The organism is Streptomyces sp. NPDC046866, from assembly GCF_040704625.1.
Lineage (GTDB): Bacteria > Actinomycetota > Actinomycetes > Streptomycetales > Streptomycetaceae > Streptomyces.
This window is the reverse complement of sequence record NZ_JBEYXN010000022.1, coordinates 23,983-45,984: the sequence shown is the minus strand read 5'-3', so window position 1 is coordinate 45,984 and position 22,002 is coordinate 23,983. Positions and strand designations below refer to the sequence as shown.

19 protein-coding genes are annotated in these 22,002 nt (G+C 73.9%); 13 read left to right on the top strand and 6 right to left on the bottom strand.

From position 1 onward, the window contains the following. Positions 1-3: 3 nt before the first annotated feature. The 13 genes from AB0953_RS27120 to AB0953_RS27060 all read left to right on the top strand — a co-directional run bounded on the left by AB0953_RS27120 (position 4) and on the right by AB0953_RS27060 (position 14,808). Positions 4-744 (top strand): type 1 glutamine amidotransferase domain-containing protein, encoded by a 741-nt coding sequence (locus AB0953_RS27120; protein ID WP_366862185.1) that lies wholly within the window; start codon positions 4-6, stop codon positions 742-744. 30 nt (positions 745-774) lie between these two features. Next, positions 775-2,259 carry an aldehyde dehydrogenase family protein gene (locus AB0953_RS27115; protein ID WP_366862184.1) on the top strand — a complete coding sequence of 495 codons (1,485 nt, stop codon included), beginning with the start codon at positions 775-777 and terminating at the stop codon, positions 2,257-2,259. A 71-nt stretch (positions 2,260-2,330) separates the two neighbouring features. After that, positions 2,331-2,945: an NAD(P)-binding domain-containing protein gene (locus AB0953_RS27110; protein WP_366862183.1), complete on the top strand. Its 615-nt coding sequence runs from the start codon at positions 2,331-2,333 to the stop codon at positions 2,943-2,945. Then, positions 2,930-3,427, top strand: a complete 498-nt coding sequence (locus tag AB0953_RS27105; RefSeq protein WP_366862182.1) for a (2Fe-2S)-binding protein — start codon at positions 2,930-2,932, stop codon at positions 3,425-3,427. Before AB0953_RS27110 ends, AB0953_RS27105 begins: the two co-directional genes overlap by 16 nt. A 4-nt stretch (positions 3,428-3,431) precedes the next feature. Then, on the top strand, positions 3,432-5,840 hold the full coding sequence (locus tag AB0953_RS27100; RefSeq protein ID WP_366862181.1) for a xanthine dehydrogenase family protein molybdopterin-binding subunit: 2,409 nt from the start codon (positions 3,432-3,434) through the stop codon (positions 5,838-5,840). After that, a complete protein-coding gene (locus AB0953_RS27095; RefSeq protein WP_366862180.1) occupies positions 5,837-6,664 on the top strand; it encodes an FAD binding domain-containing protein in 828 nt (275 codons plus the stop codon). Before AB0953_RS27100 ends, AB0953_RS27095 begins: the two co-directional genes overlap by 4 nt. A gap of 33 nt (positions 6,665-6,697) precedes the next feature. Then, the gene (locus tag AB0953_RS27090; protein ID WP_366862179.1) at positions 6,698-7,990 is read left to right on the top strand and encodes an MFS transporter; all 1,293 of its coding nucleotides are present in this window, start codon (positions 6,698-6,700) and stop codon (positions 7,988-7,990) included. Further along, positions 7,987-9,501 (top strand): ATP-binding protein, encoded by a 1,515-nt coding sequence (locus AB0953_RS27085; RefSeq protein ID WP_366862178.1) that lies wholly within the window; start codon positions 7,987-7,989, stop codon positions 9,499-9,501. The genes AB0953_RS27090 and AB0953_RS27085 overlap by 4 nt, the downstream gene beginning before the upstream one ends. 12 nt (positions 9,502-9,513) lie before the next feature. Continuing rightward, positions 9,514-9,855: a nuclear transport factor 2 family protein gene (locus AB0953_RS27080; RefSeq protein WP_366862177.1), complete on the top strand. Its 342-nt coding sequence runs from the start codon at positions 9,514-9,516 to the stop codon at positions 9,853-9,855. 82 nt (positions 9,856-9,937) lie between these two features. Beyond that, complete coding sequence (locus AB0953_RS27075; protein WP_366862176.1) at positions 9,938-10,585, top strand: TMEM175 family protein; 648 nt, start codon at positions 9,938-9,940, stop codon at positions 10,583-10,585. Positions 10,586-10,658: 73 nt separating this feature from the next. Then, positions 10,659-12,017: a transposase gene (locus AB0953_RS27070; protein WP_366862175.1), complete on the top strand. Its 1,359-nt coding sequence runs from the start codon at positions 10,659-10,661 to the stop codon at positions 12,015-12,017. Then, entirely contained in the window at positions 12,017-13,219 is a 1,203-nt protein-coding gene (locus tag AB0953_RS27065; protein ID WP_366862174.1) for an XdhC family protein, read from the top strand. The genes AB0953_RS27070 and AB0953_RS27065 overlap by 1 nt, the downstream gene beginning before the upstream one ends. 146 nt (positions 13,220-13,365) lie before the next feature. Next, positions 13,366-14,808, top strand: a complete 1,443-nt coding sequence (locus AB0953_RS27060) for a GuaB1 family IMP dehydrogenase-related protein (protein WP_366862173.1) — start codon at positions 13,366-13,368, stop codon at positions 14,806-14,808. 281 nt (positions 14,809-15,089) lie between these two features. Here AB0953_RS27060 and AB0953_RS27055 read toward each other — a convergent pair whose 3' ends face one another. From AB0953_RS27055 to AB0953_RS27030, 6 genes are all read right to left on the bottom strand, one after another. Next, positions 15,090-16,355: a histidine kinase gene (locus AB0953_RS27055; RefSeq protein ID WP_366862172.1), complete on the bottom strand. Its 1,266-nt coding sequence runs from the start codon at positions 16,353-16,355 to the stop codon at positions 15,090-15,092. Next, entirely contained in the window at positions 16,352-18,082 is a 1,731-nt protein-coding gene (locus AB0953_RS27050; protein WP_366862170.1) for a cation acetate symporter, read from the bottom strand. Before AB0953_RS27050 ends, AB0953_RS27055 begins: the two co-directional genes overlap by 4 nt. A 194-nt stretch (positions 18,083-18,276) precedes the next feature. After that, positions 18,277-18,552, bottom strand: a complete 276-nt coding sequence (locus tag AB0953_RS27045) for a hypothetical protein (RefSeq protein WP_366862169.1) — start codon at positions 18,550-18,552, stop codon at positions 18,277-18,279. A gap of 173 nt (positions 18,553-18,725) precedes the next feature. Beyond that, positions 18,726-19,559, bottom strand: a complete 834-nt coding sequence (locus tag AB0953_RS27040; RefSeq protein WP_366862168.1) for a LytTR family DNA-binding domain-containing protein — start codon at positions 19,557-19,559, stop codon at positions 18,726-18,728. Positions 19,560-19,723: 164 nt separating this feature from the next. Next, positions 19,724-20,737 (bottom strand): SCO0930 family lipoprotein, encoded by a 1,014-nt coding sequence (locus tag AB0953_RS27035; RefSeq protein ID WP_366862167.1) that lies wholly within the window; start codon positions 20,735-20,737, stop codon positions 19,724-19,726. Between the two features lie 131 nt (positions 20,738-20,868). Beyond that, the gene (locus AB0953_RS27030) at positions 20,869-21,864 is read right to left on the bottom strand and encodes a GDSL-type esterase/lipase family protein (RefSeq protein WP_366862255.1); all 996 of its coding nucleotides are present in this window, start codon (positions 21,862-21,864) and stop codon (positions 20,869-20,871) included. Positions 21,865-22,002: the final 138 nt, after the last annotated feature.

The following is a 22,002-nucleotide window of genomic DNA, read 5'->3' as shown; positions in this document are numbered from 1 at the left end:
GTCATGAAGATTCTCGTCGTCATGACGGCCAAGGCGACCCTCCACCTGCTGGACGGCGAACAGCACCCCTCGGGATTCTGGGCCGAGGAATTCGTGGTCCCCTACACGCTGTTCACGGCCGCGGGCCACACCGTGGACGTGGCGACGGTCGGGGGCCAGGCCCCCACCGTCGACCTGACCAGCATCGACCCCGCCAACCTCCGGTACGTCCGCCCCCAGGGCTCACCGGACGAGGACGAAGCCAACGCCGCCGAGTACGTGAGAGTCATCGAGAACACCCCCCAGCTCAAGCACCCGATCGCCGTGGAGTCCCTGGGCGAGAAGGACATCGCCGGCTACGACGGCATCTACGTCAGCGGCGGCCACGGAGCCATCGGCGACCTGCCCAAGTCCGACGAGCTCGCCCAGGTCCTGCGCTGGGCCATCGCCCAGGACAAACCGCTGGCCACGGTCTGCCACGGCCACACCGCGCTCCTCGCCCTGCGCGACGGGGAGGGCCGCTGGCCGTTCGAGGGCTACCGGATGACGGCGTTCTCGCACGACGAGGAGCTCGTCACCAACATGGCCGGCCGGCTCCCGCTGATCCTCGAGGCCGAGCTCACCCGGCTCGGCGCCCGCTACGAGAAGGCCGAGGAGATCTGGGACTCGCACGTGGTCGTCGACCGCAGGCTCACCACGGGCCAGAACCCGTACTCCTCCAAGGCCCTGGCCGAGACGTTCCTGCAGGAGCTCGCCAAGGGCTAGCACCCCCGCATCCGACACCGGAAGGCAGCCATGACCAAGCGCGCGCTCAGCGACCAGCCCTTGGCCAACCCCGGGAAGCTGTTCATCGGCGGCACGTGGGTACCGGCCCGTGACGGCCGGACCGAGCCGGACATCAGTCCCGTGGACGGACAGGAGATCGTGCCGGTGGCCCAGGCCACCGCGGCCGACGCGGACGCGGCCGTGGCCGCCGCCCGCGCGGCGTACGAGGAGGGTCCCTGGAGCAGACTGTCCGCCCAGGAGCGCGCCCTGCGGCTGAACCGGGTCGGGGAGCTGATCGAGCGCGACCTGGAGGAGATCGCCCTGCTGGAGACGGTGGACATGGGCAAGCCGTTCGCCTTCTCCAGCACGGTCGACGCCCCCATGGCCGCGCAGCTCATGCACTACTACGCCGGAGCCGTCACCCGCGTCGACGGCTCCTCCCGGGCACCGGCCGGCGGGCAGCTCGCGTACACGCTGCGCGAGCCGCTCGGCGTGGTCTGCGCGATCACGCCCTTCAACTTCCCGCTGCTGCTGTCGATGACGAAGATCGCCCCGGCCCTGGCGGCGGGGAACACGGTCGTCCACAAACCCTCCCCGGCCACCCCGCTCACCGCCCTGAAGATCGCGGAGCTGTTCCAGGAGGCGGAGATCCCGGACGGGGTCCTCAACGTGATCACCGGTCCCGGCGTGGAGCTCGGCGAGACCCTCACCGACCACCCCGGCATCGACAAGATCGCCTTCACCGGCTCCACCGCCGTCGGCCAGTCGATCATCCGCAAGTCGGCCGGCACCCTGAAGAAGGTCACGATGGAGCTCGGCGGCAAGTCCGCCAACATCGTCTTCGCCGACGCCGACCTCGACGCCGCCGAGGAACTCGCCTTCTTCGGCATCTACTACAACAAGGGCGAGATCTGCACCGCCGGCTCCCGGCTGCTGCTCCAGCGGCCGGTCCACGACGAACTGGTCGAGCGCCTGGTCCGCCGGGCCGCCGCCCTCAAGCCCGGCGACCCGCGCGACCCCGAGACCCTCTTCGGACCGCTGGCCCACCGCGGCCAGTTCGAGAAGGTCAGCTCGTACATCGAGATCGGCGAGAAGGAAGGCGCCGTGCTGCGCACCGGCGGCACCGGCTGGACCCCCGAAGGGGCCTCCAGCCAGGGCCTGTACTTCCTGCCGACCGTCTTCACGGGCGTGGACAACTCCATGCGCATCGCCCAGGAGGAGATCTTCGGCCCGGTCCTGTCGATCATCCCCTTCGACACCGAGGAAGACGCCATCCGCATCGCCAACGACAGCGCCTACGGCCTCGCGGCCGGCGTCCACACCAAGGACCTGCGGCGCGCCCACCGCGTCGCCTCCCAGATCAAGGCCGGCACCGTCTGGGTCAACTGCTACAACCAGTACGACCCCTCGGTGCCCTACGGCGGCTACAAGGCCTCCGGCTACGGCCGCGAATGCGGACCGGAATCCCTCGAGAGCTACACCCAGACCAAGTCGGTCTGGATCGGCATGGACTGACGGCGACGGACCGCCGGGCCCCGCGGCCCGGCGGCCCCCGGTTCACCGACGACCAGAACGAGGAGCGGCACATGCGCACAGGCATCATCGGCACCGGGCGGATCGGCTCCACCCTCGCACGGATCCTGGTGGCCTCGGGCCACGAGGTCTTATTGGCCAACGCCCGCGGCCCGCAGTCCATCGGCCCGCTGCTGGCCGAACTGGGCCCGGCGGCCTCGGCGGCGCACCCCGCCGAGGTCGCCGAGCAGGCCGAACCCCTGGTGCTGATGGTGCCCTTCGCGAGCGTCCGGGGGCTGCTGCCGCCGGAGCTCGTCCGGGACCGGGTGCTGGTGGACGCCACCAACGCCTTCAACGGCCCCGGAAACCCCGCCGAGTTCGGCGGGCGTACCTCCAGCGAACTCGTCGCCGAGTGGTATCCCGGCGCGAGGGTGGTGAAATCCCTGAACACCATGCATTTCGCCACCCTCGCCGTCGCCGGCACCCGGCCGGGCGAGCGCCTGGCCCATTTCACGGCGGGCGACGACGAGAAAGCGAAGGAAATCGTCGCGGGAATCATCGCGGATCTCGGATTCGCCCCCGTGGACACCGGTTCGCTGCATGCCGGGGCCCTTCTCCAGCAGCCCGGCGGGCCCCTTTACAACCGTCCGCTCACGGAAGCGCAGGCGCAGGCATGGATCTCTCACTGAACGTGAACGGAAGACCCGAGCGGTTCGCGGCCCGGCCGAACGAACTGCTCGTGGAACGGCTCCGCGACGGCCTGGGCCTGACCGGCACCAAGGTCGGCTGCGACACCGGCCGGTGCGGCTCCTGCGTGGTCCGGCTCGACGGCCGGTCCGTCAAGAGCTGCCTGGTCCTGACCGCCTCGGCCGCCGGCTCCCGGGTGACGACCATCGAGGGCGTCACCGAGCGGGGCGGCGAACTCACCGGACTGCAGGAGGCCCTGCGCCAGGAGCACGGCACCCAGTGCGGCTTCTGCACGCCCGGCATGGTCATGGCCCTCGGCGAGCTCGTCGAGGCCGCCGCCGGCCGCGAGGCCCCCACCGAGCCCGAGATCCGCGAGTGGCTCACCGGCAACCTGTGCCGCTGCACCGGCTACCACAGCGTCGTCCGCGGAGTGCAGCGCGCCTGCGCCGCCGCCCCCGACGCCGCGTCCGGCCAGGAGGGGTGAGGACATGACCGCAGTGACGGGGGAGAGCACCCCGACGGCGGCCCCGCGCGTGCTCGGTGCCCCCCTCGACAGCCGCGAGGCCCCGCAGCTCCTGCGCGGCGAGGCCAGGTACGTCGCCGACATCGACCTGCCCGGCACCGCCCACATGGCCATCCTCGGCAGCCCGGTCGCCCACGCCCGGATCCTGTCCATCGAGACCAAGGCCGCCGAGCAGCTGCCCGGCGTGCTCAAGGTGGCCACCGCCGCCGACTTCGCCGACGTCATGCCGCTGCCCTGCATCTGGATACCCGGCGGCGTCGAGAGCCACTTCCCGCCCCACCCCTACGGGGTCCCCGGCGCCCGACCGGTGCTCAGCGGCGACACCGTCCGGCACGTGGGCGACCCGATCGCCGTGGTCGTCGCCGAGACCCCGCACCAGGCCGCCGCCGCCCTCGCCGCGATCGCCGTCGACTACGAGCCGCTGCCCGTGGTCACCCGCGCCGACCACGCCCTCGCCGACGGCGCCCCGCAGCTCCACGAAGCGGTCCCCGGCAACCTGAACGCGTACTGGACCTGCGGCGACAAGGACCGCACCGACGCGGCCATCGCCCGGGCCGAGGTCACCGTCGAGCTCGACCTCGTCAACCAGCGCACCATCAACAGCCCCATCGAGCCGCGCGGCGCGGTCGGCGACTACGACGCGGCCACCGGCGAGTACACCCTGTACGCCTCCACCCAGGGCCCGCACAACCACCGCTTCCTGCTGTCCGCGCTGGTCCTCGGCATCCCCTTCAACAAGCTCAGGGTGATCGCCCCGACCGTCGGCGGCAGCTTCGGCACCAAGGGCTACCTCTACCCCGACATGGCGCTGGTCCTGCTGCTGTCCAAGGCCCTGCGCCGCCCCGTGAAATGGGTCGACACCCGCACCGGGCTGATGAACTCCACCGTCCAGGGCCGCGACCACCGCCAGCACGTCGTCCTCGCCGGCACCCGCGACGGCCGCATCACCGCCGTGCGCTGCACCAGCTACGCCAACCTCGGCGCGTACCCCTCCACCATCGGCCCCGGCGTGGCCACCGCCCTGATGGGCCGCTCCATCACCGGGATGTACGAGATCCCCACCGCGTTCTGCGAGGTCTACGCCGCCTTCACCAACACCGTCCCGCTCGGCGCCCAGCGCGGCAGCGGGCGCGCCGAGGCCGCGTTCCTCATGGAGCGCCTCGTCGACCGGTACGCCGGGGAGATCGGCATGGACCCGGCGGAGGTCCGGCGCCGGAACCTGGTGCCGAAGGAGAAGTTCCCGTACGACAACGGCCTGGGCTGGACCTACGACTCCGGCGACTACCGGGTCAACTTCGACCGGGCCCTGGAGCTGGCCGGCTACGCGGACATGCCCGCCCGCAAGGCCGAGGCCCGCGCCCGCGGCAAGCGCCTCGGCGTCGGCCTGGCCACGTACGTCGCCGTGTGCGGGGTCGGCCCCTCCACCCGCATGTCCAAGGAGGGCATGCTGGGCGGCACCTGGGAGAGCGCCAACATCCGCGTGCACCCCACCGGCGAGGTCGCCGTCACGGTCGGCTCCGCCTCCACCGGGCAGAGCCACCACACCGTCTTCGCGCAGGTCGCCGCCGAGGAGCTGGGCATCGACCCCGCCGCCGTCCAGGTGTACCAGGGCGACACCCAGAAGGCCCCGTACGGCCAGGGCACGTACGGCTCGCGCTCCTACAGCATGGCCGCGCCCGCGGTCGCCCTCACCGCCCGGAAGATCAAGAACAAGCTGGTCAGGGCCGGCGCCGTCCTCCTCGGCGTGCACGAGGACCGGGTGGTCTACGAGGGCGGCGCGGTCCACGAGCAGGGCAACCCGCAGAACGCCAAGACCTTCGCCGAGCTGGCCATGGCCCTGTGGTACGGCTGGGGCCTGCCCCCGGAGATCGAGCCCGCCCTGGACGAGACCACCCACTTCGACCCGCCGGACTTCAACTACCCCTTCGGCACGCACGTGGCCGTCGTCGAGGTCGACGAACTCACCGGCGAGACCGAGGTCGTGGCCTACACCGCCGTGGACGACGCCGGCAACATCGGCAACCCGGCGATCGTGCGCGGCCAGATCGAGGGCAGCATCGTCCACGGCCTGGGCCAGGCGCTGATGGAGGCCGCCGTCTACGACGAGCAGGGCCTCCTGCTCACCTCCGACCTCGACACCTACGCCCTGCCGCGCGCCGCGGACGCCCCGTTCTTCACGCTCGACAAGACGGTCACGCCCACCCCGCACAACCCGCTGGGCGCCAAGGGGGCCGGCGAGATCGCCACCGTGCCGCCCGCCGCCGCCGTCGTCAACGCGGTCGTCGACGCCCTGTCCGACCTCGGAGTGACCCACATCGACATGCCGCTCACGCCCGAGAAGGTCTGGCGCCGCCTGCGAGGAGAAGCCCAGTGATCCTCACCGACTTCGACTACGTCCGGCCCGCCGACCTCGCCGAGGCCCTGGCCCTGCTCTCCGGGCGCCCCGGCGCCCGGGTGCTGGCCGGCGGGCAGAGCCTGCTGCCCGCGCTGCGCGCCGGGGAGGAGAGCGCCCGCCTGCTCGTCGACGTCCGCCGGCTGCCCGGGCTGCGGGGCATCGAGCGCACCGCCCGCGGCATCCGGATCGGCGCCCTCACCCCGCTCGCCGAGCTCGCCGCCAGCCCGCTGCTGCTGGCCGAGGCGCCCGAAATCGCCGCGGCCGCCCGCGCCAACGGCGACCCCCAGGTCCGCAACCTCGGCACCGCCGGCGGGAACCTCGCCGTCCGCGGCCGCCGCGCCACCGACCTGCCCGTCGCGGCCATCGCCGCCGACGCCGCCGTCGAGCTCGCCGGACCGGGCGGGCGCCGCAGCACCCTGCCCGCCGAGCGCCTCGCCGCCGCCGGGGCCGGCGGCGCCCTGATCACCGCCCTGGTGGTGCCCGCCGCCGGACCGGCCGCCGCCTTCGAGAAGACCGCGGACCGGGCCACGCGCCACCCGGTGTGCGCCGTCGCCGTCCGGCTGACCCCCGGCGGGCCGCGCATCGCGGTCACCGGGGCCACCGCCGGCGCGCTGAGGCTGCGCGGGGTCGAAGCCCGGCTGGGCGCGGGCCCGTACACCACGCAGGACGTGCTCGCGGCCTTCCGGGCCGAGCCGCGCGAGCTGTTCGTGCCCGGGCGCGGCACCTCGGCCGAATACCTCGGGCACCTGGCCGGTGTCCTGACCGCGCGCGCGTTGCAGAGGGCACACCGGGCCCTCGCCTGACCGCCCACCAGGGGAGTTGTTGCAGTGGCCGACTTGTCCAGGACGACCCCGGGGGCGGCGCCGCCCCGCCCGGAGACCCGGCCCGGCGCCGGGAGCGCAGGCTCCGGCTTCTGGGTGGTGGGCGCCGTCCTCGTCCTGCTGATGCTCTCCTCCTCCGTACCCTCCGCCCTGTACGTGCTCTACCAGCAGAGATGGGGGCTGTCCTCCGGGATGGTCACCGTCGTCTTCGCCCTGTACGCGGTCACCGTGCTGCTCGGGCTGCTGCTGTTCGGGTCCCTCTCGGACACCCTGGGCCGGCGCCCCGTGCTGGGCGCCGGCCTGGTCCTGGCGGTCGTCTCCATGGGCCTGTTCGCGGCGGCCCGCGGCCTCGGGCTGCTCCTCGCGGCCCGCGCCGTGCAGGGGCTCGCCGTCGGCGTGGCCACCGGGGCGATGGGGGCGGCCCTGCTCGAGCTCAGCCCCCGCTCGCGGCCCGCGCTCGGCGCCCAGGTCAACAGCGCGGGGCCGACGGTGGGGATCGGGCTGGGCGGGATCGGGGCCGGGCTGCTGGTGCAGTACGCCCCCGCCCCGACCGTGCTCAGCTACCTGCTGCTCGGCGCCGCCTTCCTGGTCGCCCTGGCCGGGGTGGTCCGGATGCGGGAGAGCGCACCCCTGGCCCCGGGAGACGCCCGGCGCACCGGCGGGGCGGGTGTGCGGCAAAGCGGGGTCCGGCGGATCGGGGTCCGTCGGATCGGGGTCCCGGCCGCCGTGCGCGGCCGCTTCGCCGTCCTCGTGCTCACCATCGTCGCCGTCTGGTCGGTCGGCGGCTTCTACCTCTCGCTGGGCCCGCACCTGGCCCTGTCGCTGCTGCACAGCAGCAACTACCTCCTCGGCGGGGCCACCGTGGCCCTGCTCGCCGGCGCCGCCACCGCCGCCCAGCTGCTGCTGGGCTCCACCGAGGCGCTGCGCACCGCCGTCCTCGGCCTGTGCGGGCTGCTGGCCGGGCTCGCCCTGGTCCTGCTCGCGCTGGGCCTGCGCTCGGCCCCCGTGTTCCTCGCGGGCACGGCGGTCCTGGGCAGCGGCTGGGGCGCGGCGTTCCTGGGCGCCTTCCGGGCGCTGAGCGCGCTCGCCGAGCCGGCGCACCGCGGCGGGCTGACCGCCGCCGTGTACGTCTTCGCGTACCTCGCCATGAGCGTCCCGGCGGTCCTCGCCGGGCTGCTGACCAACATCCACGGCCTGCAGCGCACCTCGGTCGGCTTCATGGCCGCCGTCGCCGCGGTGTGCGCACTGGCCCTGCTCGTCACGCTGCGGCTGGCCGCCCGCATCCGGGCCGAAGGGAGTACGGCATGAACGACGGCACGGAAGGCGGGGGCGGGCTGCGCGCGGCCCTGCGCGGACTGGAGATCTTCGCGGCGCTCACGGAGGAGCAGCTCGACTGGCTGGTCTCGGTCTCCCGGCCGCGGGTCCTCGCCGACGGGGAGGTGCTCTTCCGCGACGGCGAGGAGGCCACCGGCTTCCACGTCCTGCTCTCGGGGGGCCTGGTGGTCACCAAGGTCGTCGACGGCCGCGAGGAGGTGCTGACCCGGCACTCCACCGAGGAGGAGAGCGCCGCCGCCGAGGAGCACGACGGCAAGCCCTCGGCCGCCCACCGGTTCACCGGCGAGCTGCCGCTGCTGACCGACGGCGCGTACGTGGCCACCGCGTCCGCGAGCGGTCCCGCGACCACCGTCGTGGCCTACGCGAAGCCGGTGTTCTTCGAGATGCTGACCCGCTGCAACGGGGTGGCGGCCGTCCTGATCCCGGTGCTGGCCTGGCGGATCAAGTCCTCCGAGGTGCAGGCCCGCAAGCGGGCCACCGTCGAGGCGCTCGGCACCCTGGCCGCGGGCCTCGCGCACGAGCTGAACAACCCCGCGGCCGCGGTCGCCCGGGCCGCCCAGGAGCTCGCACCGGCCCTGGACCGGCTCACCCGCAGCGCGCACGCCTGGGGCGCCGCCGCCTCGGGCGCGGAGCGCGCCGTCCTGGACGGGCTGGCCGAGGAGCTGGACAAGCTGCCGCCGCCGGCGACCACGGACCCGCTCGCCCAGGCGGACGCCGAGGAGGAGGTCGCCGACTGGGCCGAGGAGGCGGGCGCCGAGCGCCCCGGGCTGCTCGGCGCGGGCGTCGCGGACCTCGGGCTGGAACTGGCCTGGCTGCTGGAGCGGCTGGAGGGGATCGGCGGCCCGGCCCTGCCGGCCGCCCTCGACCACCTCGCGGCCCTGCTGGAGATCCGGTCGCTGGCCGCGGAGCTGCGGGCGGCGGGCCCGAGGATCTCGCACCTGGTCGCCGCCACCCGCGATTACGCCAATCTCGACCGGGCGCCCGAGCAGCGCTTCTCGGTGCCCGACGGGCTGGAGAACACGCTGGTCGTGCTGCGTTCGAAGCTCTCCGGCATCACCATCGTGCGGGAGTACGAACCGGACCTGCCCGAACTGACGGGCTACCCGAGCGAGTTGAACCAGGTGTGGACCAACCTGGTGGACAACGCGGCCGAGGCCATGGAGGGCGCCGGGACCCTCACCCTGCGGGTGCGGGCCGAGGGCGCCTGCCTGGTGGTGGAGGTCGCCGACAGCGGTCGGGGCATCCCCGAGGAGTCCCTCCCGCGGATCTTCGAGCCCTTCTACACCACCAAGGACGTGGGCAAGGGCACGGGCCTGGGCCTGCACCTCAGCTACCGCATCGTGACCCAGCGCCACCGCGGCTCGCTCACGGCCCGCTCCCGTCCCGGGGAGACCCGGATGGTCGTCCGGCTGCCGCTCACCACGGCCGCCGCCTGCGCCGAACCACCTGCTGAAACCACCTCGCAACCCACCGCCACGAGTTGAGACGGAGTCGACATGGCCCAGTACGACATCTCCAAGCTGCACCCGGTCTTCGTGCGCCAGATGGAGGCGCTGGCCGCCCTGGACATCGAGGCGGTGATGAAGAACTACACCGACGACGCCGTGCTCCTGCGCTTCGAGGGGGCCTCCGTCGGCATCGACGCCGTGCGCGAGACCTTCACCGGCTACCTTGCGGTGAAGCCCACGCTCGTCGAACTCCAGGAGTACGTCGAGACCGACGACACGATCTTCTACCGGGCGATCATGAACCTGAACGGAGAGCCGGAGCACGCATTCGGGACACTGGTGGTCCGCGATGGCCGGATCTGGCGCCAGACGGCCGGCTTCGGGGGCTGACCGCGCTCATCTGGGTAGCGTGTGCGGGGAGGGCGGGGAAGCGCCCTCCCCGCACGTGCAAGGAATAGGCAAAGGGGAGGTCATGGAACGCGAAACCGGCAGGGTCGAGGCATTCAGTGACGGTGTTTTCGCCATCATCATCACGATCCTCGTTCTGGAGCTCAAGGTTCCGGAGGGAACCGGCTCCGATTTCTGGCACGGGGTCGGGGAACAATGGCCGCACTATGCGGCGTACGTGGTGAGTTTCCTCATCATCGGCGTGATGTGGGTGAATCACCACACCATCTTCAGCCACCTGAAGCGGGTGGACCGGCCGCTGTTGTTCCTGAATCTCCTGGTGCTGATGATGGTGTCGGTGATTCCGTACACCACCACCGTCCTCGCCGAGCACCTCGTCGAGGGCGGCAGCTCCGCCAACTCGGCCGCCGTCCTCTACAGTTCGGTCACCGTCGCCTATGCCTTGGCGTTCCTGGCCTTCTGGTGGTACGTCACCCGCGTGGGCCACCTGTTCCACGAGCGCGTGGACAAGGACGGCGCCCGAGCCACCCGGATGCGCTTCGGACTCGGCGCGATCGCCTACCCCCTGACCGTCATCCTGTCCCTCTTCTCCGCAACGCTCACTCTCGTCGCACACTTCCTGATTGCGCTCTACTATGCGGCGAACCAGATCCCGATCCCCCTCGTGGTAGAGGAAGAGCGGCTCGATTCTGTCAGCGACCTCAGGAAGTAGCCGCCGGGCCCTACGGCCGTTCTGCACGGTCAAGTAGGGTATTGGATCTAGTGGTCGCGGGGGAGGCCCAAAGATGGCTCGCGCAGTGCTGCCGGAGGAATCCGCCAAGGAAATCTCCGAATTGATCGACGTCCTGATCTCTCTTTTCTTCGAATCATTACCCAGGCGGGACCAGCGAAACTGGGCCCGCGTATACCTCAACGGCCTGGTGCGTACCAGCGGGAAGAAAACGATCCGCAACATCGCCGGAACCGGGGCGAGTTCCGTCGAGCAGAGCCTCCAGCAGTTCATCAGCAAGTCGCCGTGGGACTGGACCCCCGTACGGCGCTCGCTCGCCCAGTACCTCGAACGCACCTCCCAGCGCCCGCTGGCCTGGGTGGTCCGCCCCATGGTCATCGAGAAGGCGGGCGACCGCTCCGTCGGCGTCGGCCGGCAGTTCGTGCCCCAGCTCGGCCGCACCGCCAACTGCCAGCAGGCCAGCGGAATCTGGCTCGCCTCCAGCGAGGCCAGCTTCCCCGTCGAATGGACGCTCACCCTGCCCGCACCCTGGACCGGCGAACTCCTGCGCCGCCGCCGGGCCGGCATCCCCGACACGGCCCGCTCGCTCACACCCGCCCAGGACGCCGTCCACGCCGTCCAGCGCATGGCCGCCACCTGGCAGCTCCAGCGCCGGCCCGTGGTGATGGAGGTCGCCAACTCCGACATGGCGGCCTGCGTGGAGTCCTTCACCCTCCAGGACATCCCGTTCGTGTTCAAGGTCGACGGGTCGCTGCCCGTCTCCTTCGGCGGCGCCGGCCGGCAGCGGCCCGGACCGCACACCGCGCCCGCCCGCGAACTCATCGACTCCATGCGCTCCCAGCGCCGGGTCGTCGAATGGACCCGCCACGGCCGCGCCGAGGGTGCAGTGACCCTGCTGACCTCGGCCGCCATCCTCGCCGCCGGCGGCGAGGACCGACCCGTGCCGCTGCCGCCGACCCCGCTGCTCCTCGTCGGCGCCTGGACCGAGGCGGCCCTGCTGCCCTCCGAGTTCTGGATCACCAACATCGGCGACCGGCCCCTGGCGCAGCTGTTCCTGCTCGCCAAACTCACCGACCGGGTATCCCTCGATTTCACCGAGACCTGCGAACCCGTAGGCATCCGTGATTTCGAGGGCCGCTCCTTCCGTGGCTGGCACCACCACGCCACGCTCGCGAGTGTCGCCCACGCCTCGATGCTCCTCGGCGCCCGCGGCCGCGTGCCCGCCGGACACCCCGGCCCGGCCCGCGCCTCCCACATCCCCGCCCGCGCCACCGCCCTGCCCGTCCGGCCGGGCGCCACGGCCCCCGCCGGCACCGCACCCGCCGCCGCACCCGCCCGGACCGGCCCGCCGCCGGTCCTGCCGCCCCGGCCGCTGATCCCCGGCCAGAGCCCGAGACGCGAGTACATCCGCTGATGCTGGACATCGCCGAGGAACTCCGCGCGTGGTGCGCCGCGCACCGGGACTTCGCCCTGGCCACCGTGGTCGCCGTCACCGGCAGCGCACCGCGGGGCCCGGGCGCCTCCCTCGCCGTCGACGCCGACGGCACCGCGCTCGGCTCCCTGTCCGGAGGCTGCGTCGAGTCCGCGGTGCACGAGCTGTGCCTCGACGCGATCGCCTCCGGCCGGGGCGGCCTGCACCGCTTCGGCTACAGCGACGACGACGCCTTCGCCGTCGGTCTGACCTGCGGCGGGATCCTGGACGTCCTGGTCACGCCGGTCCGGGGGCAGGACCCGGTGCGCCCCGTGCTCGGCTCCGTCCTGGGGGCCTCCGCCCGCGGCGTCCGCGCCGCGCTGGCCCGGGTGGTCAGCGGGCCGCCGCCGCAGCTCGGCAGGGCCCTCGCCGTCCAGGCCGACGGCTCGTACGAGGGCGGCCTGGGCGGGGGCGAGGCCCTGGACCGGGCGGCCGCCGACCGGGTGCGCGCGCTGCTGCTCGCCGGGCGCACCGGCACCGCCGAGCTCGGCACTGCAGGCGGGCTGTGCGGGCAGCCGCTGACCCTGCTGGTCGAGTCGGCCGCCGAGCCGCCCCGGCTGATCGTCTACGGGGCCGTGGACTTCGCCGCGGCCCTGGCGCGGGTCGGGGCCTTCCTCGGCCACCGGGTCACCGTGTGCGACGCCCGCCCCGTCTTCGCCACGCCCGCCCGCTTCCCCGACGCCCACGAGGTCGTCGTGGACTGGCCGCACCGCCACCTGGCCGCGGAGGCCGAGGCCGGCCGGCTGGACTCCCGTACCGCGGTCTGCGTACTGACCCACGACGCCAAGTTCGACGTACCGCTGCTCGCGCTGGCCCTGCGGCTCCCGCTGGGGTACGTGGGCGCCATGGGCTCCGGGCGCACCCACGCCGACCGCGAGCGGCGGCTGCGCGCGCAGGGCGTCCCCGACGCCGCCCTGGCCCGGCTGCGCTCGCCCATCGGCCTCGACCTGGGCGGAGCCACCCCGGAGGAGACGGCCCTGGCGATCGCCGCGGAGCTCACCGCGGCCCGCCACGGCGCCACCGCCCGCCCCCTGACCGGCCGCAGCGCGCCGATCCACCGGCGACCGGCGGCGGGCGCCCCTGCCGGCACCGGTCTTCCCCCGCTCCCTCCCCTTGTCCGCCGGTCCGGGCCGAATGTCCCGTAGGAAGACACCACGGGGTCCGGTATGTCCTGGACGATCAGCCTGGGCGGCATTGATGCCAGGTCGTGGGAGAATGAAGTACGTGCGTTTCCTCGGCTGCCCTTCCTGGGTATGACGGGATCCTCCGACTCGACTGGGATGTTCTGCACGTGCGTTTCCTCAATGACCAGAAGCCGCCGTACGACCTGACGTACGACGACGTATTCATGGTGCCGAGCCGTTCCGCGGTCGGTTCCCGCCAGGGCGTGGACCTCGCGTCCCCCGACGGCACCGGCACCACCATTCCGCTCGTCGTGGCGAACATGACCGCCATCGCCGGACGCCGGATGGCCGAGACGGTCGCCCGCCGCGGCGGCATCGTGGTCATCCCGCAGGACATCCCGATCGAGGTCGTCACCGACGTCATCTCCTGGGTCAAGACCCGCCACCACGTGCTCGACACCCCGATCACGCTGGCGCCCACCCAGACCGTCGCCGACGCGCTCTCCCTGCTGCCCAAGCGGGCCCACGGCGCCGGCGTCGTCGTCGACGCCGACAACCGCCCGATCGGCGTGGTCACCGACCACGACCTGAACGGCGTGGACCGCTTCACCCAGCTCTCCGAGGTCATGTCGAAGGAGCTCCTGCTCATCGACGCCGACATCGACCCCCGCGAGGCCTTCAACCAGCTCGACGCCGGCCACCGCAAGCTGGCCCCGGCCGTCGACAAGGACGGCAGGCTCGTCGGCATCCTCACCCGCAAGGGCGCCCTGCGTGCGACCCTGTACACGCCGGCCACCGACGCCAAGGGCAACCTGCGCATCGCCGCCGCCATCGGCATCAACGGCGACTACGTGGGCAAGGCCAAGCAGCTGCTCGACGCGGGCGTGGACACGCTCGTCATCGACACGGCCCACGGCCACCAGGAGTCGATGATCACCGCGATCAAGGCCGTGCGCGCCCTGGACCCGCAGGTCCCGATCGTCGCGGGCAACATCGTCGCCGCCGAGGGCGTCAAGGACCTGATCGACGCCGGCGCCGACATCATCAAGGTCGGTGTGGGCCCCGGCGCCATGTGCACCACCCGCATGATGACCGGCGTGGGCCGCCCGCAGTTCTCCGCGGTGCTGGAGTGCGCGGCCGAGGCCAAGAAGTACGGCAAGCACGTCTGGGCCGACGGAGGCGTCCGCCACCCGCGCGACGTGGCGATGGCCCTGGCCGCCGGCGCGTCCAACGTGATGATCGGCTCCTGGTTCGCCGGTACGTACGAGTCCCCGGGCGACCTCCAGCAGGCCGCCGACGGGCGCCTGTACAAGGAGTCCTTCGGCATGGCCTCCGCCCGCGCCGTGCGCAACCGCACCTCGGAGGAGTCCGCCTACGACCGCGCCCGCAAGGCGCTGTTCGAGGAGGGCATCTCCACCTCGCGGATGTTCCTGGACCCGCAGCGCCCCGGCGTCGAGGACCTGATCGACTCGATCATCGCCGGTGTCCGCTCCTCCTGCACCTACGCGGGCGCGGGCTCCCTGGAGGAGTTCGCCGAGCGGGCCGTCGTCGGCGTCCAGTCGGCCGCGGGCTACGCCGAGGGCAAGCCGCTGCACGCCAGCTGGAGCTAGCCCCGACCGGGGCCCGGCCCCGGTCCCGCGGTGCGGCGCCGCTGCGGGGGCTCCGCCCCCGGGCCTCCGCGCCTCAATCGCCGGCGGGGCTGGATCTTCCCCGGTGGGGCTGGATCTTCCAGCCCGCGCGGCGTTTGAGCGCACCGGGCGCGGAGCGGCCGGGTTTTTCAGCCCCGCCGGCGCTTGAGGCGAGCGGGGTCCGGGGCCGCAGGCCACGGTTTCGGGAAGGGGCGGGTAGGGGAACGGCTCCGCGCAGCGGCAGCGCCCGCCCGCCCCGCCGGTCAGGACGCGGCGCCCCGCGGCCCGCTGCGATCGGGCCCGGCCGGACCGACGGGCGGCACCGAAGGATGGACGCCCGCCCGGTACTTCGGGATCCGGACGGTCACCTTCATCCCGGCACCGACCCCCGTTTCGATCACGAGCCCGTAGTCGTCCCCGTACACCTGCCGCATCCGCTCGTCCACGTTGGGCAGTCCTATGCCCGAGGACGACGCGGGCCGGTCCCCGGCCAGGATCCGCCGCAGCAGCGCCGGGTCCATCCCGACCCCGTTGTCCTCGATCGTGATCACCGCCTCCGCCCCCGCGTCCCGCGCCGCGATGGTGATCAGGCACTCGCCGGTGGAGTCCTCCACCCCGTGCTTGACCGCGTTCTCCACCAGCGGCTGCAGGCACAGGAACGGCAGCGCCACCGGCAGCACCTCCGGGGCCACCTGCAAGGTCACCTTCAGCCGGTCGCCGAAGCGCGCCCCGGCCAGCGCCAGGTACTGCTCGATGGAGCGCAGCTCCTCCGCCAGCGTGGTGAACTCGCCGTGCCGCCGGAAGGAGTAGCGCGTGAAGTCCGCGAACTCCAGCAGCAGGTCCCGGGCCCGCTCCGGATCGGTCCGCACGAACGAGGCGATCGCGGCGAGCGAGTTGAAGATGAAGTGCGGCGAGATCTGCGCCCTCAGCGCCTTGATCTCCGCCTCCATCAGCCGGGTCCGCGAGCGGTCCAGCTCGGACAGCTCCAACTGCACCGACACCCAGCGCGCCACCTCGGTCGCCGCCCGCACCAGCACCGCCGACTCGCGCGATCCGTACGCCACCAGCGCCCCCAGCACCCCGTCCTCACCCGTCAGCGGGGCGACCACGGCCCACTTCAGCGGGCAGTCGGGCCGCGGGCACTCCGTGCGCACGCTCTGGCTCCGCCCGGAGGCCAGCATGACCGCCACCCGGGCCATCGCCCGCCGCTGGTGGTGGTCGGCTCCCGGCCCGTCCCAGGCCAGCACCGCTTCCCGGTCCGTCAGGCACAGTGCCTCGGTCCCCAGCAGCGACCGCAGCCGCCGCGCCGCCTTGCGGGCCGCGTCCTCGGTCAGCCCGGCGCGCAGCGGGGGCGCGGCCAGCGACGCGGTGTGCAGGGTGTGGAACGTGGCCCGCTCCACCGGGGTCCCGAGGTCCAGCCCGGCCGTCCGCTCGCCGCGCCGCGCGTGCCACCGGCCGCCCGCCCAGCCCAGCCCCAGCAGCACCGGCGCGGCCGCCACCGCCCAGGCCGCGAGCACCGCCGCGGTCACGCGCCGACCCCCGGCGGGGCCCCGGTCACGGCCTCCGGCAGGTGCAGCCGGGCCAGGGTCGCCGCCGTCCCGGCCGGGATCCGCGAGCGGGTGGCCAGCGAGACCAGCACCATCGTCAGGAAGCCCAGCGGCACCGACCAGGCCGCCGGCCACGCCAGCAGCGCGTGCGGCCAGCCCGTCGGCGCCAGCCCGGCCCGCGTGGCCAGCACCGCGCCCAGCGCCGCGCCGCCGCCGGCGATCAGCCCGGCCACGGCGCCCGGCGGGGTCAGCCCGCGCCACCAGATGCCCAGCACCAGCAGCGGGCAGAACGACGAGGCCGACACCGCGAACGCCAGCCCCACCGCATCCGCCACCGGCACCTCGGCCAGCGCCATGCTCCCGCCCAGCGGCACCAGGACCGCCACCACCGCCGCGAAGCGGAACGTGCGCACCCCGCGCCGCGCCAGCACGTCCTGGTGGAGCACCCCGGCCACCGCCATCGTCAGCCCCGAGGCCGTCGACAGGAACGCCGCGAACGCGCCCCCGGCCAGCAGCGCCCCCAGCAGCTCGCCGAGCACCCCGCCGAGCATCCGCTCCGGCAGCACCAGCACGGCCGCGTCCGCGTCCCCGGTCAGGGCGAGTTCGGGCACGTAGGTCCGGCCGAGGACCCCGTACACCGGGGGCAGCAGGTAGAAGCAGCCGAGCAGGGCGAGCACGGCCAGCGTGGTGCGGCGCGCGGCCGGCCCGTTGGGGCTGGTGTAGAAGCGCACCGCGACGTGCGGCAGGCCCATGGTGCCGAGGAAGGTGGCCACGATCAGCCCGTACGTCGCGTACAGGGCGAACTCCGGCCGGTCCCCGCCCGGCGGCTGCGACCAGCGCGACGGCCCCGGCCCGGCTGCGGGCCGGGACTGCGGCACCCGGCTGTCCGCGAGGAACTCCAGCCGGGTCCCGGCCCGGACCAGGTGCTCCCCGGGGTCCAGCAGCAGCGGGGCCGCGTCGTACGACCGGCCGTCGACCCGCCCGCTCACGGTCAGCCCGACCGGCCCGTCCAGGTCCAGCCGTACGTCCTCGGCCACCGTGACCGCGGTGCGCTCGCGGAAGACGGCCGGCGCGTCGAACGAGGCCCGCGGCGCGCCGTCCCCGGCCCACGCGGCCAGCAGGAAGAAGGCGGGCACCAGCAGCGCGGTGAGCTTCAGCCAGTACTGGAAGGCCTGGACGAAGGTGATGCTCCGCATCCCGCCGGCGGCCACGGCCCCGGTCACCACGACGGCGACGACGACCCCGCCCGCCCAGTGCGGCGCCCCGGTCAGGATCTCCAGGGTCAGCCCGGCGCCCTGCAACTGCGGCAGGAGGTACAGCCAGCCGACCCCCACCACGAACAGCACCGCGATGCGGCGCACGCCCTGCGACTCCAGGCGGGCCTCGGCGAAGTCGGGCAGCGTGTACGCACCCGAGCGCCGCAGCGGGGCCGCCACCAGCGCCAGCAGCACCAGGTAGCCGGCGGTGTAGCCCAGCGGGTACCAGAGCATCTCGGGCCCCTTGAGCATCACCAGTCCCGCGACCCCCATGAAGGAGGCTGCGGAGAGGTACTCCCCGCTGATGGCGGCGGCGTTCAGCCGGGGCCCCACGGTGCGCGAGGCGACGTAGAAGTCCGAGGTGGTCCGCGATATCCGCAACCCCAGCGCACCGACGGAGACGGTGGCCAGGACGACGACGGTGACCGCGGTCAGCGCGTACGTCTGGTTCACCGGAGGTCCTTCGGCCGGGGAGGGGAGGAGTGACCGGAGTCTACGCAGGGTATCGGAGCGGCAACAGGCAGGATCCAGGCGCGATCCCGGCGCGATCCAGGCGCGATCCCGCGGGATCAGAGCACGGCGGCCGGCTTTGGACCGGGCCCGGCCGAGGGGGCGCGCGGCTCCCCGCCCCCCGCACACGGGCCGGGTCACACCGCGGGGTCGCGGTGCTCCGTGCAGTCCCTCAGCGCGATCTCCAGCTCCACGTACGAGTCCTCGGCGCGCCGGAACGCCAGCCGCAGCGCGGCCTCCGCCCGCGGCGGCAGCTGCCGCCGGGCCCCCTCGTTCGCCTCGTAGAGCACGTCGGCCCAGCGGGCGGCGGCACTGCGCAGCCCGGCGAGGAGCACCTCGGCCTCCGCGGGCCCGGCGGGCCGGGTGCCGGGCAGCTCGGCCACCGCGTCGAGCAGCGCCTGGATCTCGGCCATCCGCACCCCCCGTGCTCCCTCATGACCCGCGGGTCAACGATAGGTGCGGCCGCCGATTTCGCCGCCCGGCGTACCCCGCCCTGCGACCGACGGCACCGCTGGCGCGCCGTACGCCCCCCGCGGCGCGACGAACGGCATCTCCGCGCGCCGGACGGTCGGCCCCGCGGGCCCGGTCAGCCCGTCGCCTGCTGCATCAGCAGGTCGCGCAGCTGGCGGGCGTGGCGGCGGCTGACCTGGAGTTCGGCCGTGCCGATGCGGACGCTGGTGGTGCCGGCGTCGAGCCGGAGCTCGTCGATCCGGCGCAGGGCCACCAGGTGCCGGCGGTGGATGCGCACGAACCCGCGCGCGGCCCAGCGCTCCTCCAGGGTGGACAGCGGGATGCGGACGAGGTGGCTGCCGGCGTCGGTGTGCAGGCGGGCGTAGTCGCCCTGGGCCTCGACGTAGGCGATGTCGGCGATCGCCACGAACCGGGTGACGCCGCCGAGTTCGACGGCGATCTGGTCCGGTCCGCGGTCGGCGCCGGCGCGGGCCCCGGCCGCCGCTGCCGGGGCGGGGGCCGGGCCGGGGGCGGGGTGGCGCTGGGCCGGGACCGCCGGCTGCCCGGCGGCGGCGGACCGGTCGAGCTGGGCGCAGGCCCGGCGGACGGCCTCGGCCAGCCGCTCCGGGCGCACGGGCTTCAGTACGTAGTCGACGGCCTTGAGGTCGAAGGCCTGGACGGCGAAGCCCTCGTGGGCGGTGACGAAGACGACCAGCGGCGGCTGCGCGAACCCGGCCAGCAGGCGGGCGATGTCCAGGCCGGTCAGCCCGGCCATGTGGATGTCGAGGAAGACCACGTCGATGCCGTCGGGCCCGTCCGGGCCTGTCTCCAGCGCCCGGGTGATCCGGCGCAGGGCCCCGGTGGCGTCCGAGGCGCCCTCGGCGCTGGTCACGCGCGGGTCGGAGCGCAGCAGATACAGGAGTTCCTCGAGGAGCGGCTTCTCGTCGTCCACGGCCAGTACGCGCAGCATGCGAGGGAGTCTAGGGAGCGGCGCGCCCGGGTGGAACGGTGCGCGGCCCGCCCGCCGGGGGGAGGGGGAGGCGGGGGGCCGCGCGGTCCGAGGTGGGGGAGGGGTGGGCGGAGGAGGAGCAGGAGGAGCAGGAGGAGCAGGAGGAGGAGTGGAGGAAGGGGCGGTTACGAGGTCGTGATCAGCTTGCCGTCCGGCGAGACGGCGTACCAGGTGCCGCCGACGCCCTGGCCGTTGATGTCGCCCGGCTTCTTGTCGCCGGTGAAGGTGTAGACGGGCCAGCAGTCGATGCTCTGCTGCTTCTTGCCGTCGGGCCGGTCGAGCACCGAGAAGCCCTTCTCCACGATGCCCTTGGCGTTGGCCTTGTCCACCGGGGGCACCACCGGCCACTTGGCCACGCAGTCGCCGGTGCAGTTGGACGCCATCGGCCAGGCGGTGTCCTTCTTGAAGCGGTAGACGGTCATGCCGTTGCCGTCGACGATGTGGTCGCCGAGCTTGGGGTCCTTGGCGACGGACAGCGCGCCCTGGGCCGGCTGGGCCCCCGCCCCGGAGCCGTAACCGGCCCCCGATCCCGAACCCGACCCCGCGTCCGAGCCGGAGCCCCCGCCCGCCGGCTTCGCCGCCTTCTTGCCGTCGGGTGCGAACGCGAACCAGGTGCCGCCGACGCCCTGTCCGTTCACGTCGCCCGCCTTGGTGTCCTTGGCGTAGCGGTACACGGGCCAGCCGGCCACGGTCAGCTGCTTGCTGCCGTCGGTGCGGACCACCTCGCCGAGCAGCGAGGCGTCCATCCCGGTGGCGGCGGTGGCGTCGCCGGCCGCGACCACGGGCCAGGCCTTGGCGCAGTCGCCGTCGCAGTTGGACTTCGGCGGCTTCGCGGTGTCCTTGTCGAAGCGGTACAGGGTGAAGCCGGCGCTGTCGGTGAGGACCTGCCCCACCTGCTCGTTCTGGGCGACGGCCAGCTGTCCGGCCGGCTTGGCGCCGCTGTCGGCCGCCGCGCCGCCGCCCGCGGGGGCGGCCGAGCCCGCGCCGTAGTCGGAGCCGTAGCCGGATCCCGCGGCCTGGGCGGCGGCCCCGGCGGGCTTGGCGGCGCCGGCCTTGGTGTCGTCCCCGCCGCAGGCCGTGGCGGTCAGTGCGACGGCGACTGCCACGGCGGCCAGGGTGGTTCCGCGCTTGATGCCCATCGTGATCTCTCCCGTGTGCTGTGTCCGTGTCGTGTCCGGCGGCGCCGCGTCCGCGGTGCGCCGGCAACTGTGCAAAGGACACGCCGGGGGAGGCCCGGTCTGTTCAAGCCGATCGGTGTGGGCTGTCTCACTCAGCCCGCGTCGAACCCGGCCCGCCGCAGGGCCGTGGCCACAGCAAGGCCCAGAACCCGGTGTCCGGCGTCGTTGGGGTGCAGTCCGTCCGCCAGGTGCTCGGGTCCCAGCAGGTCACGGCCCGGCAGCAGGACCAGCCGGCCGTCTCCGGCGGCGATCCGCTCCCGGACGGCCCGCTCCATCGCGTCGCGCAGGGCGCCCAGGGTGGCGCCCAGCCGGTTCGGGGTCCGCTCGGCGTCGGGCCGCAGTACGGGCGAGAGCAGCAGCAGCGGCGTCTGCGGATGCCCCTGCCGGATCAGGTCGAGGAAGGCGCGCGTGGTCTCGTACAGCAGGGGCGCAGAATGCGGCACCCGGGTCCAGCAGTTGGTGCCGAAGGCGAGGGTGAGCGCGTCGGCGGGCAGGTCCGCGAGCTGTTCGGCGGTGGCCAGCTCCCCGCGCGCGGCGCCCGCGTACCCGAGGTTCACGGTGTCCCAGCCGAGCGCCCGCCCGGCGACGGCGGGCCAGCCGTGCGCGGGCCGGGTGGACCACCAGCCCTCGGTGATGGAGTCGCCGTGCACCACCCAGCGCGGGGCAGGCGGGGCCGGGGCGATGCTCCCGCCGATGGAGCGCAGCCCCAGGACCAGCGGCGACTGTGCCTCGGGCGGGTGGACGGTGAAGGGCCCGGGCCCGCCGGGCAGGTCGATGCGCACGACGGCCTCGGGGGCGGGGTCGGTCCACACCTCGCGGATCACCCCGTGGCGGTCCCACAGCGCGAAGCCGTGCGCGAGGTCGTGCAGGGCGTCCGTGGGGCCGGGGACGGTCGCGCGGTAGCGGATCTCCACCGCCTGCGCCCCGGCCGCGGTGAACTCCAGCCGCACCCCGATCGGCAGCGTCGCCCGCTCCCCGGTGTCCCAGGGCAGCCGCATGGTGTCGGCGGGGTCGGCGCGCACCGGCCGGCGGGACGGGTCGAGCCAGGCGACCCCGCGCAGGAACGGCCCCGGATCGAGCCAGGTCATGGCCGTGTGGTCGGCATCCATGGCGGCACGCTGCGGCAATTCTGACGGGCTGTCAAGAACGGCGGGCAGGGGCGGTCGGCGCACCGATCGATCATCTGTGTGCAACAAAGGGCCATGCAGGACAGATCCGCGCAACGA

What these genes read in the sequence shown, in the direction of transcription:
- AB0953_RS27065 (WP_366862174.1), top strand. Translation starts at nt 12,017, where the DNA reads ATGCTGGACATCGCCGAGGAACTCCGCGCGTGGTGCGCCGCGCACCGG.
- AB0953_RS27120 (WP_366862185.1), top strand. Translation starts at nt 4, where the DNA reads ATGAAGATTCTCGTCGTCATGACGGCCAAGGCGACCCTCCACCTGCTG.
- AB0953_RS27045 (WP_366862169.1), bottom strand. Translation starts at nt 18,552, where the DNA reads ATGGCCGAGATCCAGGCGCTGCTCGACGCGGTGGCCGAGCTGCCCGGC.
- AB0953_RS27110 (WP_366862183.1), top strand. Translation starts at nt 2,331, where the DNA reads ATGCGCACAGGCATCATCGGCACCGGGCGGATCGGCTCCACCCTCGCA.
- AB0953_RS27115 (WP_366862184.1), top strand. Translation starts at nt 775, where the DNA reads ATGACCAAGCGCGCGCTCAGCGACCAGCCCTTGGCCAACCCCGGGAAG.
- AB0953_RS27080 (WP_366862177.1), top strand. Translation starts at nt 9,514, where the DNA reads ATGGCCCAGTACGACATCTCCAAGCTGCACCCGGTCTTCGTGCGCCAG.
- AB0953_RS27030 (WP_366862255.1), bottom strand. Translation starts at nt 21,864, where the DNA reads ATGACCTGGCTCGATCCGGGGCCGTTCCTGCGCGGGGTCGCCTGGCTC.
- AB0953_RS27035 (WP_366862167.1), bottom strand. Translation starts at nt 20,737, where the DNA reads ATGGGCATCAAGCGCGGAACCACCCTGGCCGCCGTGGCAGTCGCCGTC.
- AB0953_RS27105 (WP_366862182.1), top strand. Translation starts at nt 2,930, where the DNA reads ATGGATCTCTCACTGAACGTGAACGGAAGACCCGAGCGGTTCGCGGCC.
- AB0953_RS27070 (WP_366862175.1), top strand. Translation starts at nt 10,659, where the DNA reads ATGGCTCGCGCAGTGCTGCCGGAGGAATCCGCCAAGGAAATCTCCGAA.
- AB0953_RS27040 (WP_366862168.1), bottom strand. Translation starts at nt 19,559, where the DNA reads ATGCTGCGCGTACTGGCCGTGGACGACGAGAAGCCGCTCCTCGAGGAA.
- AB0953_RS27100 (WP_366862181.1), top strand. Translation starts at nt 3,432, where the DNA reads ATGACCGCAGTGACGGGGGAGAGCACCCCGACGGCGGCCCCGCGCGTG.
- AB0953_RS27075 (WP_366862176.1), top strand. Translation starts at nt 9,938, where the DNA reads ATGGAACGCGAAACCGGCAGGGTCGAGGCATTCAGTGACGGTGTTTTC.
- AB0953_RS27085 (WP_366862178.1), top strand. Translation starts at nt 7,987, where the DNA reads ATGAACGACGGCACGGAAGGCGGGGGCGGGCTGCGCGCGGCCCTGCGC.